The sequence below is a fragment of the Azospirillum picis genome (assembly GCF_017876115.1).
In the GTDB taxonomy this organism is placed as follows: domain Bacteria; phylum Pseudomonadota; class Alphaproteobacteria; order Azospirillales; family Azospirillaceae; genus Azospirillum; species Azospirillum picis.
The window spans coordinates 1-13,742 of sequence record NZ_JAGINO010000030.1 but is presented as its reverse complement, the minus strand read 5'-3'; the positions used below and the strand labels follow the sequence as shown (position 1 = coordinate 13,742).

The following is a 13,742-nucleotide window of genomic DNA, read 5'->3' as shown; positions in this document are numbered from 1 at the left end:
GGCATCGGCGCGGCAAGGCGCTCCGCCGTCCATTCCTGCCTTGACGCCGGTCCGGGGCAGCCTGCCGGGAAATCGAACCGTGGCGATTCCGTATGATCCAGCACAGATCGCACACCAATTCCGCAGCATTCTGAGCACACGAGGCACCGCGGGCTGGACGGAGATCGGCCGCATCCTGGAGGATGCGCAGGCATTCGAAGCCTCCCGCGCGCAACGCCTGACCTTGACGGCCGGCGGCTTGCAGCATCAGGTCGCAGCACTGTCGCCGTTGAATGCAGCCTTCCCGGAGCAGGATGTCTACCGGTTGGGCGATCCCGGACTGACCCCGGACATTTTCCACGGGATGACCTACGGCAGTGGACGGAAGTCCCACGCCGACCTCGCCCTGTTCTACCGCGCCCCTCTGTTGACCATCCGGTTCGTCACGTTCGGGGGCAAGGACAACGGGCATGATCTCTTCACGACGGACGGGCGGCTGCTGGTCCGGGACTCGTCGTGGCTTCGTTTGCTGTCCCCCAGCCCGCTCAACCCATACCTGGATCCCCATCACCGCTTCGGCGTGTTCGCGCTCCCCGGGGAGCGTGCCGTGGTCCGGGGGCCCTGCCTGTTCGTCGGCGGGCAGACCAACCATTACCATTTCATCGTCGATCACCTTCCGCTGATCATCATGGCCGGACAAATCGAGGCTCTGGCCGGCCTGCCGGTCGTCCTGCACCGCTTCGGACCGGCGCAGGACGCGTTGTGCCGCTGCTTCGGGATCGACCCGTCACGGTTCATCCTGCTCGACCGGCACGTTCCCGATCCTCTCTTCTCAGCCACCCTGGAGGCTCCGGTCCTTCCGGCCAAGCTTCCCTTGCCGCTCAGCCTCACCATCCTGCGCCGCCGCCTCGGGCTGCCCCGCCGGGCAGCGCCCGGGCATCGGCGGATTTTCGTCGGCCGTCGCCCAGGCCCGGAAATTGCCGTCCGCCTTGCCAATCAGGAGGCTGTCTCCGCCACGTTGGCCACCCACGGGTTCGAGACGGTCGTCCTCGACGGCCTGCCGATCACGGAGCAGCGCCGCCTGTTCGAGGAGGCGGACATCGTGGTTGCCGCACATGGTGCGGGACTGGCGAACCTCGTGTTCGCTCCTTCCGGCACACGCATCGTCGAGATCATGAGCGACGTGTGCAACAGCGATGCAGAAGACGTGTTCGGCTGTTACCGGAAGGTGGCGGCAATCATCGGCCAACCCTATTACCGGCTGGTCTGTCCGTCCTCTCCGGCCGTTCCCGGACAGGCGCCTCAAGACGTGCCCTTCACCTGCGACACCCGCCGCCTGACGGCGCTGGTGCACACCGCTCTCACCTGCGGCTTCTGACCCGTGCGCGACGCCACCGCGGTGGCGTCGCCCGTCGGCACAGCCTCTTCCTCCAACCTCCGGAACTTCCCGGCTCCGTCAACGGTGGAGAACATGCTTTCGCGTTCGAAAGCAACCTTGGCGATAAAATCCTCCCGACAGCGCTGGTTGTTGCCCCTACCCCACCCGTCCCGGATGATCGGACTCCAGCAGAGCCTCCACATGCCGGCACAACGGCCCGAGCAAGGCCGGCCAGTCATTGTCGGTGCGGTCCAGGAAGGCGGCGCGGACGCGGTCCCGCTCCGCAGCAACGCCGGCAGGGCCGAGTTCATGGAAGATATGCAACAGTCCCGCGCGGTTGGCCGGCTGCGCCGCGGGGTCGTAGGACCAGGTGAAGCGCGGATTGCCGGCCCCGTCCCACCAGTCGTCATGGCCGTAGATGGCAAAGCCGGACAGCAGATACTCGATCATGTTGATTGGTCCTGTCTCCGAGTAGGAGGTGTTGGCGACCACGAGGAAGTTCTGCCGCAGGAAGCTCATCAGGTCGACGCGATCCTTGGGAACGTAGGCGGCGACGCTGAAGTCGCTGTTCTCCTGCAGGCCGATATCCCGCAACGTGGCGATCAGCTCGGCCGAATTCTTGCGCGGCCCACCGTGATAGACCAGCATGCGCACCTTGGGCGGCAACGGAAAAGCGCCGGCAAGCCGGGAGAATTCCACCTTGTCGATCGGGTGCGGATGCACCGAGAAATGGCGGGCAAGCCCCGCCATATGGTCATGGCAGGCGGCGACCAGGGGATCGCCGGCCGCGACGCGGCGGATGGCGACATCGTTGCTCAGGACCAACAGCGCGTATTGGTGGCGCAGCCACTCCCCGGTCTCGCGAACGGAGTCCACCGGCGCCTCCAGCCCATGGCGGCGAAAGGCGGCGAAGCGCCATTTGTCGACGTCGAAGTTCGAGTTCTCGATCAGGACGGAGCGTTTCCAATGTTCCAATGCCGGATGAGGCAGGAAGGACACCAGCACGTCCCGTCCCGCCGGGTCCAGCGGGGCCGACCAGGGCGAGAAACGGACACGCGCGCCGAAGCGGTCGGACAGGGCGCCGTAGACATAGCGGCTGATCTGCGCATGCCAGTGCAGTTTCCCCGGGAAGGCGTCGGGCGGCTGCGGGAAGGAGACGTGGATGGTCGGGTCGCTCATCATTCCCCCTTCCGGGCGGCTTCGGTGAAGGCGACGATGCGCTCCGCCGCCGCCGTCGGATCGATGGTGGCGATGCAGTGCGCCTCGGCCGCAAGGCAGGAGGTGGCGCAAGGTGCAAGCGCCGCATCCGGGCGCAGCACGAGCACCCGACCGCCCTGCGCGCCGCCCGTCCAGGGCCGGAAGCGGTCCGGCGCGTGGACATGGGTCGGGTCGCCGTCCAGGGGATGGCAGGAGAAGACCGCCACCGGCGTGCCCACCGCGGCGGCCAGATGGGCGGGCGCGGAGTCCATGGCAACCGCCAGGAACGCCCGCTCCAGCACTGCGGCGGCGACACGCAGTCCGGTGGCGCCGGTGAGATCGGTGAAGCCGCCGCCCTGCCCCCCACCCGGCCCGTCGCCCAGCGCGGCGCCGATCAGCACCGCCGCCTTCCGCTCGGCGGCTGTGCCCAGCACCGCCACATGGGCGTCGAGCGCCGCTGCGAGACGGGCGACGGCGACGGCAAGCCGATCGGCCGGATATTCCCGCCGCGGGCTGGCGGCCCCGGGGGCCACAACCAGCAGATCGCGCGGTCCCCCTGCCCCACCGACCAGGCGTGCCGCCTCCGCCCGATCCCCGTCCGTCAGCGCCAACGCTGGCGGACCAAGATCCGGCGGGGCGCCGAGGAACTCCAGCAGGGCGGCGTTCTGCTCGACCTCGTGCCGTCCCGGTGGCGGGGCCAGCACATGGCTGAAGGCGCGGTCGAAGCCGCGGTTGCCTTCGGCCTTCCAGGGCGTCACCCGCTCCGAGAACCCGACGACCAGCGGAGAGCGGCTGTTGGCGGCAAGCGTCACCGCCCCGTGCCGGTCGAAATCATAGCGCGGCACCACCACCAAATCGAAGCCGACCCGGTAGCATTCGGCAAAGCGCGCCAGCCCCCCGGGCGTGATGCCGCGGAAGTCGATGCCGCCGCCCTCCTTCGGCCGGGGAGCCACCACGCCGTCCACCCACGGGCATGTCGCCGCCAGATCCGCCACCGCCTCGCGCACCGCCAGCAGGATGCGTGCCTGCGGCGCGGCGGCGCGCAAGCCGCGCAGGAAAGGCGTTGCCAGGACGAAATCCCCGACCTCGTCGAGCTTGACCACCAGGATCCGGCCGATGGCCGACAGGTCGCAAGGAGGAGGCGCGGCCGTCATGGAGCGCTGTCCACTGCCACGTCGAAGGGGGCTGGCGGCAGGTCCCGGCAGCGACGGCGCCAAGCCTCACGATAGCCGGACTCCACGGCCCTGGCATAGGCGGTCTCGTCCATCAGGACCGACCCCGCCATCCGGCTGCGCAGTCCGCCGCGGCAGGCATCGAGGAAGGAGCGGTCCGACGCAAGCCGGATGCCTTGCGCAAGGTAGGATTCATCGTCCGCCGTCACCAACTCCTCCAGCCCGACGGCAGAGAGCAGGGTCGCTCCCCAGCGGCCGATCTTGGTCGGTCCGCTCTGGTTCAGCACCGGCACGCCCATCCACAGCGCATCGCAGATGGTGGTTCCGCCATTGGCGAAGACCGGATCCAGGGCCACGTCGATCGTGGTGTAGCCCTGGTACGGATCGGGGGTAAGACCGCGCAGGTCCAGCCGCTCCGCCCCGATGCCATGCCGGGCGAAGGCGGACAGCAGCCGGCGGTCGAGGCCGCTGCCGGTTCCGAGGCCGCGCCATTTCAGCACCAGCCGGGCCGTCGGCACCGCTGCCAGCAGCCGCGACCATAGGGCTATGGTGGCGGCATTGACCTTGGTGACGTTGTTGAAGGACCCGAAGGTGACATGCCCGTTGCGCTCCAGCGGCGGCCGGTCCGGCGGCGCGACGGCCGACTCTCCGGGCCGGTAACAGAGCACGCAACCCGGAAGCCGGATCAACGCTTCGCTGTGCAGCGCATCCGCTCCCGGCGGGGCGATGCGGGGATCGGCGAATTGGTAGTCGACGGCGCTCAGGCCGGTGGTGTTCGGATAGAGCGGCAGGCTCATCTGGAGCGGCGCCGGGCGGCGCGCCAGCAGGGTCATGCGGTTGCGCGACATGTGGCCGCCGGCATCCACCAGGATGTCGATGCGGTCGGCCCGGATCTGCCGGTCGAGTTCCTCGTCCGGGAGGGCGGCGACGCTGCGCCACCGGTCGGCGGCAGCCTGGAACCGCCCGGTCGCCGCATCCCGACTGCGGTCGTTGTGGTAGCAGGTCACCTCCACCGCCGTCCGGTCGTGCCGCTCGACCAGCGGCAGCAGGAAGTGATAGCCCGGGCCCGGATAGCGCTGGAAGTCCGGCGACAGGTAGCCGATGCGCAGGCGGCGATGCTGATCGCCACGCTCCACTGCGTGCGGCACCGCCGGAACCGGCGGCAGATGCCGTTCGAACATGCGGTGCTCGCGGAAGACCTCCGCCGGATCCGCGCCGTCGTCGAAGCACAGGCAGAACAGCAGGTTGGACCGGATTGCCGCATCCATCGGCGCCACGGCCAGCGCGGCACGGAAAGCCGCCACCGCCTCGCGGTGCAGGCCGAGCGCCATCAGTGCGGCACCATGATTGGAGTTCGCCGCCGCCGCCTGCTCCGGATCGCGCAGCCGCAGCGCCCGATCGAGCGGTCCGACCGCCTCCTCCGCGGCGTTTTCGTCGAGCCGGAGCTTGCCGACATTCACCCATGCCGCCGCATTGCCCGGCTCCAGGACCAGCGCCCGCCTGTACCAGGCCAGCGCCTGCGCCCTGGAACCGGTCAGATGGATCGCGGATCCGGCATTGGCCGCCAGAACGGCATCCAGCGGTTGGGCACGCACCGCCCGCAGGGCCGGTGGCATCGGCCCGTCCGCCCCCATGGCCGCCCCGATGGCTGCCCGTGAGAGGCCGAGCCCGGACAAGGCAAGCCCGGAGCCTGGCGCCAGTTCCAATGCCCGGCGGTAGCCGCGTTCCGCTGCGGCCGGCCGCCCGCTCCCGTACAGGCGCGCGGCCAGGGCGAGAACCATGTCCTCCGCCAGCGGGTCGAGCGCTACCGCCCGTGTCAGCCAGTCGCCGTTCCCCGACGTGCCCTGCAGCGCGGCCAGCGTCCTGACAGCCTCCGCGCTGCCCGGGTTCAGGACGAGCAGACGGCTTGCGGCGGCCGCTGCGGCCGTGCCGTCGCCGAGCCGCCGGCAGATCCCCGCCCGCTGCTCCAGGGGTTCGGCCATCATCGGCGCGCGCAACGCAGTCGCCCGGAAGGCCGCCGCTGCCGTCGGCAGGCACCCTGCGTCGCGCAGGGCCGCACCGTGGTTGAAGGCGGCCAGGATCCGTTGAGGCTCCAGTGTGGAGGCGCGACCGTACCAGTCGGCGGCCGGCAGGAAGCGGCCGGCATCGTACAGCGCATCGCCGAGGTCGGATGCGCTTCCCGCATCCGCCGGCTCCAGCATCATCGCCCGCCGCAGCGCCCGTGCTGCCGGATCCGGGCAACCGGCCCGCATCCAGGCCGCCGCCTCCATCCGCGGCAAGGCCGGGTCCAAGGGCGTCAGCCTCCCGGCGTTGCCGAAGGCCATCGCCGCCTCCTGCCAGCGCTCCGCCGCTTCCAGCAGGCGACCCAGGTTGGCATGGAACAACGGTTGCCGGCCATCCGCTCTCACCGCCAGCCGGATCCGCTCGATTCCCTCCCCCAGCGCACCCGTCTGCGCCTTGATCAGCCCCGACAGGTGCAGCGCATCCGCCTGCTTCGGCAGCCGCCGCAGCACCTGGTCGTAGAGGGCCGCAGCCTCCGCCAACTGTCCGTTCTGGTGCAGTCCGACCGCACGGCCCAGCAGGACCTGCGGATCGGCGGACGGCGTCTGGCGAGGGGTGGATTTCATCCGCGGCCTGCATTCTTCGGTGGTCAACCGGATAATGCTGGGCGCCAGCCGCCGATTGCAACAGCGGCGGCACCGGGAGCGGATCCGCGCCAGCCGCCAGCCGGCGCTGCCGCTCGGCCAAGTCCGTCTCGCGGGCGCGGGAACGGCGGCGCTGCTCCTCGGTGCGGATCCGCAACTGCTGCTCCTGCCGCAACCTGGCGGCAAGCCGCCGCAGGTCGTCCACCGCACGCGCGTCGGCGGGCGCCGGCACCGCGCCCAGGGCTTCGCGGAAATCCCCCAATGTGGGGAAGCGGCTCCAGCCGCTGCGGAAACTGCCCCACACCGCATCGAAGGCCGCCATCCAGCGGTCGGCCGGCCACTCCGCCATGGCGCGGACATCGGCCTCCAACAGGTCGGCGTCCGGAAGCTCCAGTGCGAACCGGTCCGCCAGCTTTTCGAGGCCGATCAGAACATTCTCCACCCCGATCGGCACGCAGACGCTGCCGATTGCCTGCTCGACCCGCTCGGCGAGGACACCGATCTCATCCGCCTCGAGATCCTGGGTCTCGAAGCGGAGATCGGCGGCATCAAGCCTGGCCAGCGAGGCGAAGGCGGAGCGCTGCAAGGGTTTCGCGGTTGCGGACGGCGGCAACGGGCTGCCCTGTCCGTGCCTGACCGGCTGGGCGGGCATCGCTGCTGCGGATGGCACGGCGGTCTTGGTGGAGGTCATGGCGTGCTTCCCGGCGGGACGGGGGGATGGAAGCCGAAGGCGCTGACGCGGCGGGCGGCTCGGGGTGGGACGGCGACACCAGTTCGCGGGCGATCCAGCGACGCCATGCGGCGGAGGGATCCGGCGGACGGTAGCCGTTGCGGCGATGCGCCTTTCGGCACCAGGCCACGAACTTCGGCGTCACCCGGTCCGCATCGACATCGGGACGTTGCTGGGACGCCCAGGCGAGGTCGGCAGCATCCGGCTGCCAGTCCGATGGAAGCGGACCGACAGCCCCGTTCGTCCCGAGATCGCTCGCCGCCCCTCCCCGCGGAGGGAAGGAGGAGGATTCAGGATTCCCCGATTCCAAGGAGAAGCCGGCCTGTGGTCCGCTTCTGTCAGCCGGCTGACAGAAGGCGTCGGCGGGACCGGCGCCTCCGATGCCGCTTGCGGCGCCGGCTGCGAAGTCCGAGAGCCGATAAGCGAAGCCGCGCAAGCCACGGCGGGACTGCGCGCAGACCAGCGCGGTCGCCGGTTCCTGCAACCCTTTCAGCACGGCATTGAACCACGCGCGGCTTTGCCCGAGTTCTTCCGCCAACTCGCCCTGCGTGGCGGTGCAGACACCGTCACGGTCGGCATGGGCGTAGAGCGCGGACAACACCGCGATGTCAGCGGCCTGGATTCCGGGTACGGATATCCAGCGCCGGTACATGTCGATGTATGGCTTCATCACTCACCCGTCTGTCTGTCGATCCGCGGGCGGTGGAGACAAAGAGGGAGCGTGAACGGACTCGCATCGAATCCGCTTGGCTTTGCGTGCCTGCCCTGACATCATGGAGTCGCCAAACAGCCAGATGTGGGGCGGCCGAGCATCCCTCGGTCTCCTCCGTCCGACACGAAGGGCCCGGAGCAATCCGGGCCTTTTGTGTTTGCGGAGGTCGGTTTCCCTCCGTTACGTCATGCCGCTCTCCTTCGCGGTGCGAGAACCCGTGGCGCCGGCCGCTTCCGGCAGGCGCGCACGATGATGGTGTCAGGGCGGTTTCCGCCCGTTTTTGAAATGTGTACGTCCCGTCATGCCGCTGTCCACGGTCTTGGAAAAACGGCGCCGATAAGGCCAGGCATGAAGGAAGACCGTGATTTTTGCTGCGGAATCAATGAGCTGTTTGAAGGGAGCGATGGAGGGCGCGTGTCGAGTGTCGTCGTTGTGCCGAGAGATTCGGGAAGAAACGTCGTTGTTGTGCCGAAAGATTCCTGCCCTCGCCAGCAGCCCGCCGCCCACTCATGCCGGTCGAATGTCGCCGTTCTGCCGAAAGATCAGTGACCTCCCGCCCTGCCGCCGTCCCTCATGACCGGGAATCGGCCGGGAATCGGGGCTGAATCGGGATCGGGGAACGTCGCCGTTCTGCCAGTCGATGCCGTGCCTGCAGGGCGGCGGGCGCCGCGCTGAAGGGGCACGGCGTTGATGTGTCTATGTTTTTCAATGACTTACTGGATGGCTCTGCCGGCTGGCCCGCTGCCGTCACGGCAGAACGGAGACGCTCGGCCTTTCCAGTCCTGCGGTGCGCACCTCGGCCGTTCGCGAGCGCATGGCGCGATGTGGGCGGTGAAAAACTGGCAGAACGGCGACACTTTCCCGGCCGTCACGCCGCCCGCGGGGGAATCTTTCGGCAGAACGGCGACGTTTGAGCCGGAGCTGTGGAACCGGGCGGCGGGCTTGTGGATTATGAACTGAACCCATGTCTCAACCCCATGCCCATCGTCACACACCCTGTGGCTTTTCGACCCGGATGGCCGGCCCACGGAGATACGCAATGACCCAGACCGATAATGCCGAGCTGCTCGACCGGCCGCTGCAATTGGCTCTGCGGTTGGATTCCCCGCTCACCGGCGACGTCCAGAACGACCGCCACATGATGGTCTACAGCCTGTTCGGCCTGTCGAAGGACAAGGTGGAGGCGCTGCCGACCTACGATGACGGCAAGGTGCGGATCGAGGTTCGGGCTCCGAAGAACGTCGGCGTCGCCACGATCTGGGACAAGGCGGTCCTGCTCTACGCCATCTCGCTGCTGCGGGAGAAGATGGAGAACGGCAAGGGGCCGTCGAAGCTGGGAGAGCTTCACTTCACCACCAGCGACCTGCAGCGGATCGTCGGCAAGACCGCCGGCGGGAGCGCCTACGACAAGATCGAGGGGGCGCTGGAGCGGTTGCAGGGCACGCAGATCAAGACCAACCTGGAAACCGGCGGCGAGGGCGAGAGTGGTGCCTTCTCCTGGATTTCCGACTACAAGCTGCTGTACCAGCGCAAGAAGGATGGCGAGAAGGCGGTGCGCGGCCTGAAGCTGACGCTGTCGGGCTGGGTCACCCGCGCGGCGCTGGGCCACAATCTGCTGAGCTACGACGATCAGTATTTCGCGCTGAAGCCGGTGGAAAAGCGGCTCTACGAGATCGCCCGCGCCCATCTGGCCCGCGGCCACGCGTTCTGGATGGCGCTGGAGCCGCTGCGCAAGCGGGTCGGCTCCGACAACGATCTGCGCAAGTTCAAGAACGCGCTGGGACCGGTGCTCGCCGCCGACCGCATTCCGGGCTATGGCGTGCGCATCGTCGAGACGGCGGAATACAAGGAGACGATGAAGGCGCGTGGGGCGGTGCTGGGCCGCGTGCTGAATGCCGACCTTCCGGTGGTGTTCTGGCGCAAGAGCCAGGGACAGCCGCCTTCCTGGATCGACGTGCCGAAGGTCGAGTATGATGAAACCGTCTGATCGGACTGCCTGAAACCCATCGGAATCCCTCTGCCCGTCCTTTCGGTAGACACCTGTTGCCGGAGTCGCGACGACTTGATAGGTTCGCCGCAACCGGAGCCGGGGCAGGAGGACGGGTCGTGACAGGGGATCGGTTGAAGGCGTTGCGGGAACGGCGCGGCCTGACCCAGACGCAGATGGCGGCGCTCGTCAACACGCTGACCGGGCGCAAGTACGACAAGCAGCGGCTGAGCAAGTGGGAAACCGGCAAGGAGGCCCTGCCCCGCGACGTGCTGGGCCGCCTGCTGCTGCTGGAGCTGGAGCAGCCGGAAAGCCCCCTGCCCCGTCCCGGTACCACCGTCGCCGTCGGATTGCAGAAGGGCGGCACGGCCAAGACCGCGACGTCGATCAACCTCGCCTACATGCTGGCTCGGGCGGGCAACCGGGTCCTGCTGGTGGACGCCGATCCCCAGGGCAATGCCACCGTCCATGTCGGCGTACCCCAGGGTGACGTCGTCGCCCTGACCGAGGCCGGCCGGGTGCTGTACCATGCGCTGATGGGCAAGACCGCGCTGGACGAAGTGATCCTTGCCACCGGCGTCGAGGGGCTCGACGTGGTGCCTTCCAGCATCGCGTTGGCAAGCGCCGACACCGAGCTGCCGGGCAATCTGACCAACGCCCAGACCGCGCTTGCGGAACTCCTGGACGGGGTGCGGGCGCGCTACGACGTCATCGTGATCGACTGCGCACCGAACCTTGGGGCGGTGACGATCAATGCGCTGACCGCCGCCGATTACGTCCTGGTGCCCTGCCAAGCCGAGCCGCATGCCATCCTGGGCGTCAGCGCCTTTCTGGACACCGTCGCCAAGATCCAGCGTCGGCTGAACCCGCGGCTGCAGGTGCTCGGGATCCTGCCGACCATGGTCAACCCGCGCCAGACCCAGGACCGCTCCTCTCTGGAGGACATTCAGCGCCTGTGGGGCGAGGACCGGAAGGTTTTCCCGCCGGTGCCGCGCGCCACCATCTACGCCCAGGCGGCAGGCGCAAACGTCATCACCCTGGATGCGGATATCGGCGCGCCGGGCGTGGAGAGCTATGCCGCCATCGCCACCGCCTTGCTGACCGCCATGGGCCGCCTGCAGGAGACCGCCGATGCCGCCTAAAAAGCTGACCCGCCAGACCGCCGCCACCGTTCTACAGGCCAAGGAAGCCGGCTTTGCCGCCGAGACCGACCGGCTGTTCGGGTTGAGTGGAGTGCTTCCCCGCATCGTCGAGGCCGACCTGGATGCCATCGAGGTCAATCCCGGCCAGCCGCGCACGGTGTTCGACGACGACTCCCTGCGCTCGCTGGCCGACTCCATCGCCCGCCACGGGTTGCAGCAGCCCGTGCTGGTCCAGGAGGGTGCCGAGAAAGGGCGCTACCGGCTGGTGGCCGGCGAGCGGCGGCTGCGTGCCCACCGCCTGCTCGGCCGCGGGACCATCGCCGCCATCATCACCAAGGGCCGCCCTGAAGAGATCGCGCTGATCGAGAACGTCCAGCGTGTTGATCTGGACGCCATCGATCTCGCCCGCGGCCTGTCCCAGTTGATCGAGGCCCATGGTTATACCCAGACGGAGGTCGCTGCGGCGGTCGGCTGTTCGGAGGCCGAGGTGTCGAAGCGGCTGAAGGTGCTGCGCCTGCCCGAGGACATCCTCGCCGAATACCGGGCCAATCCCGAGGCGGTGTCGAGATCGGCGCTGGTCGAACTGGCCTTCGTCGAGGACGAGGCCGAGCTTCGCCGCCTGTGGCAGACGGCGCGGACCGGAGGGCTCACGGTGGGTGCCGTGCGTGCGGCCCGGCCGGCGGCGTCGAGTTCGGCGGAGCCGTACCGCCTGCTGGGCAAGGCGATCAACCGGATGGACAAGGATCTGGCTGCCATCGGCAGCGCCTCCCACGCCTTGCAGCGGGAGCATCGCGAACGGCTGCAGGCCCTGCGCGACCGCATCGACGGTTTACTGGGGACCTGAGGCTTTCGAGAGCGAAAGCACGCATGGGTTGCCCGCAAATTTTTGTGCGCGGAGGAGTTGCTTTCGAACGCGAAAGGAGGCCGGCCGGGTCGGGTGACCGGACACGCGCCGCCATGCTATTGGTAACGGGTATTCGACACCGACGCTCCGGGAACCATCATGCCGGCCGTGCCAAGACGACGTTTCCTCGGTCTCGCCGGTAGCCTTGCCGGAGCGGCAGCCCTGTCGGGCCTTGGGGCGGCGAGCAGCTTGGCGGCACCCGACGGTGTCTTGCGGATCGGGGTCAAGGCCCTGCCCGGCGCGCTGAATCCGTTGACAGTCAGCGATCTCGTGGCCCGGCAGGTCCTGGGTGCAATGTATGAGAGTTTGACGACGGTCGACGCCAATGGCCGCATTCTGCCCGGGCTCGCCGTCGCTTGGGACGCATCCGAGGATGCCCGCCGCTGGCGGCTTCGTCTGCGCGAGGGTGTGGTGTTCCATACCGGGCGCCCTTTCACCGCTCGTGACGTCAAGCGGAGCTTCGAGGCGGCTCTGGCGACGGAAGGAGCCAACTTTGCGGTGCTTGCGCTGTCCAAGGTAAAGGGCTTCCAGGCGTTGCGTACCCGCAGCACCCAGGAGCTCGCCGGCGTTTCCGTGCTGGACGAGCATACGGTTGAGGTGATCTGCGACGAGCCGTGCGCCATCTTCCCCTTCGCCCGGTTCAACATCGTCGATGTGGATGCCGCGCAGCAGGCCGGCCCGACCTGGTTCCGCAGCATGTCGGCCGGCACCGGTCCCTATCGGCTGGTCCGTGCGGCCGAAGGCATCCGTATCGACGTTGAAGCCAATCCGCAGTGGCGGGGCGGCGGCGTACCCTTCAATCAGGTTTCCTTCCTCGCCACCGGCGTCGGCAATGACGGCATCACGCTGTTCAACGACAGCCAAGTTGACTTCACCTTCGTCGACACCGATGCCTTGCGCGGCGTGATCGACGACCCGGGGTTCAAACGCTCGCTGTCCAACGTGCAGCGGATGCAGATGCGGGTCTTGGCGCTCGACCAGCGCCGTGTGAAGGCATTCACCGATCTGCGCGTGCGCCAGGCGATGTCGCTGCTGATCGACCGCGAAGCGATGGCGGAGCGGTTCTTCCGCGGCGTCGCCACGGTCCACAAGGGCGTCGTTCCGCCGGCCTTGCTGTCGAACGACAAGCTGATGCCGCTGACCTACGACCCGGCGCTCGCCGGCAAGCTCCTGAAGGATGCCGGGTTTCCGGAGGGCCGTGGCATGGAGCCCTTCAGCGTGGCCGTGCTTCCAGAATACCGCCGGGAGTTCGTCTATTACGTCTCGCAATGGAACAATGCCGGGATTCCCGCTAGGTTGGTGACGGCACCACGGGACGAGTTCATCGCCCGGTCGCGGCGGCGCGACTACGATGCCTTCCTGTTCGGTTGGACGGCGACATATCCCGATCCGATGAATTTCCTCGATGAACTGTTCACCAGCCGGAGCCGGTTCAATCCGGTGGGATGGTCCAATCCCACCTACGACGACCTGATCCAGCAGGCCATGGCGATGCCGGACCCCGTCCGTCGTGCAGAGATCTACAAGGATGCCGAACGCATCGTAATGAACGAACTGCCAGTGATCCCGCTGGTGGTGCCGGACTATGTGGCTTTGCGCGGCAATGTGTTGAGCGACAACTTCATCACTCCCTTCGGTGGCCTGAATTTCGGCTGATGCGGAAGGGCGAACCGGATAACGGCTCGGCAACAAGAAAAAGCCCCTGTCCGCGGAAGCGGGCAGGGGCTTTTTCTTGGACGCTGCTGTTTGTCAGCCGGCGTCGCGCATGGTCCGCGCTTCGCGGAGGCAGTCTGCGGCCTTGGCTTCGCGGAGGCAGTCTGCGGCCTTGGCTTCGCGGAGGCAGTCTGCGGCCTTGGCTTCGCGGAGGCAGTCTGCGGCCTTGGCTTCGCGGAGGCA

General features: G+C 68.2%; 9 protein-coding genes. 5 read left to right on the top strand and 4 right to left on the bottom strand.

The genetic code is table 11. From position 1 onward, the window contains the following. Positions 1–79 precede the first annotated feature (79 nt). On the top strand, positions 80–1,357 hold the full coding sequence (locus J2850_RS31905; RefSeq protein ID WP_209989719.1) for a glycosyltransferase family 61 protein: 1,278 nt from the start codon (positions 80–82) through the stop codon (positions 1,355–1,357). 156 nt (positions 1,358–1,513) lie between these two features. Here J2850_RS31905 and J2850_RS28030 read toward each other — a convergent pair whose 3' ends face one another. The 4 genes from J2850_RS28030 to J2850_RS28015 all read right to left on the bottom strand — a co-directional run bounded on the left by J2850_RS28030 (position 1,514) and on the right by J2850_RS28015 (position 7,771). Continuing rightward, positions 1,514–2,539 (bottom strand): hypothetical protein, encoded by a 1,026-nt coding sequence (locus J2850_RS28030; RefSeq protein ID WP_246513665.1) that lies wholly within the window; start codon positions 2,537–2,539, stop codon positions 1,514–1,516. After that, entirely contained in the window at positions 2,536–3,708 is a 1,173-nt protein-coding gene (locus J2850_RS28025) for a glycosyltransferase family 9 protein (protein WP_209989715.1), read from the bottom strand. Before J2850_RS28025 ends, J2850_RS28030 begins: the two co-directional genes overlap by 4 nt. Then, positions 3,705–6,353 carry a tetratricopeptide repeat protein gene (locus J2850_RS28020; protein WP_246513663.1) on the bottom strand — a complete coding sequence of 883 codons (2,649 nt, stop codon included), beginning with the start codon at positions 6,351–6,353 and terminating at the stop codon, positions 3,705–3,707. The genes J2850_RS28025 and J2850_RS28020 overlap by 4 nt, the downstream gene beginning before the upstream one ends. Positions 6,354–6,919: 566 nt before the next feature. Beyond that, positions 6,920–7,771 (bottom strand): helix-turn-helix domain-containing protein, encoded by an 852-nt coding sequence (locus J2850_RS28015; protein ID WP_209989710.1) that lies wholly within the window; start codon positions 7,769–7,771, stop codon positions 6,920–6,922. A 1,081-nt stretch (positions 7,772–8,852) separates the two neighbouring features. Here J2850_RS28015 and J2850_RS28010 point away from each other — a divergent pair. From J2850_RS28010 to J2850_RS27995, 4 genes are all read left to right on the top strand, one after another. After that, the gene (locus J2850_RS28010) at positions 8,853–9,800 is read left to right on the top strand and encodes a replication initiator protein A (protein WP_209989707.1); all 948 of its coding nucleotides are present in this window, start codon (positions 8,853–8,855) and stop codon (positions 9,798–9,800) included. A 119-nt stretch (positions 9,801–9,919) separates the two neighbouring features. Next, a complete protein-coding gene (locus J2850_RS28005) occupies positions 9,920–10,942 on the top strand; it encodes an AAA family ATPase (protein ID WP_209989705.1) in 1,023 nt (340 codons plus the stop codon). Then, on the top strand, positions 10,932–11,786 hold the full coding sequence (locus tag J2850_RS28000; RefSeq protein ID WP_209989702.1) for a ParB/RepB/Spo0J family partition protein: 855 nt from the start codon (positions 10,932–10,934) through the stop codon (positions 11,784–11,786). Before J2850_RS28005 ends, J2850_RS28000 begins: the two co-directional genes overlap by 11 nt. Positions 11,787–11,945: 159 nt before the next feature. After that, a complete protein-coding gene (locus tag J2850_RS27995; RefSeq protein ID WP_209989698.1) occupies positions 11,946–13,502 on the top strand; it encodes an ABC transporter substrate-binding protein in 1,557 nt (518 codons plus the stop codon). Positions 13,503–13,742: the final 240 nt, after the last annotated feature.

Coding starts and splice junctions, on each gene's coding strand:
- J2850_RS28030 (WP_246513665.1), bottom strand. CDS start 2,539: ATGATGAGCGACCCGACCATCCACGTCTCCTTCCCGCAGCCGCCCGAC.
- J2850_RS28010 (WP_209989707.1), top strand. CDS start 8,853: ATGACCCAGACCGATAATGCCGAGCTGCTCGACCGGCCGCTGCAATTG.
- J2850_RS28020 (WP_246513663.1), bottom strand. CDS start 6,353: ATGAAATCCACCCCTCGCCAGACGCCGTCCGCCGATCCGCAGGTCCTG.
- J2850_RS28025 (WP_209989715.1), bottom strand. CDS start 3,708: ATGACGGCCGCGCCTCCTCCTTGCGACCTGTCGGCCATCGGCCGGATC.
- J2850_RS28000 (WP_209989702.1), top strand. CDS start 10,932: ATGCCGCCTAAAAAGCTGACCCGCCAGACCGCCGCCACCGTTCTACAG.
- J2850_RS27995 (WP_209989698.1), top strand. CDS start 11,946: ATGCCGGCCGTGCCAAGACGACGTTTCCTCGGTCTCGCCGGTAGCCTT.
- J2850_RS28015 (WP_209989710.1), bottom strand. CDS start 7,771: ATGAAGCCATACATCGACATGTACCGGCGCTGGATATCCGTACCCGGA.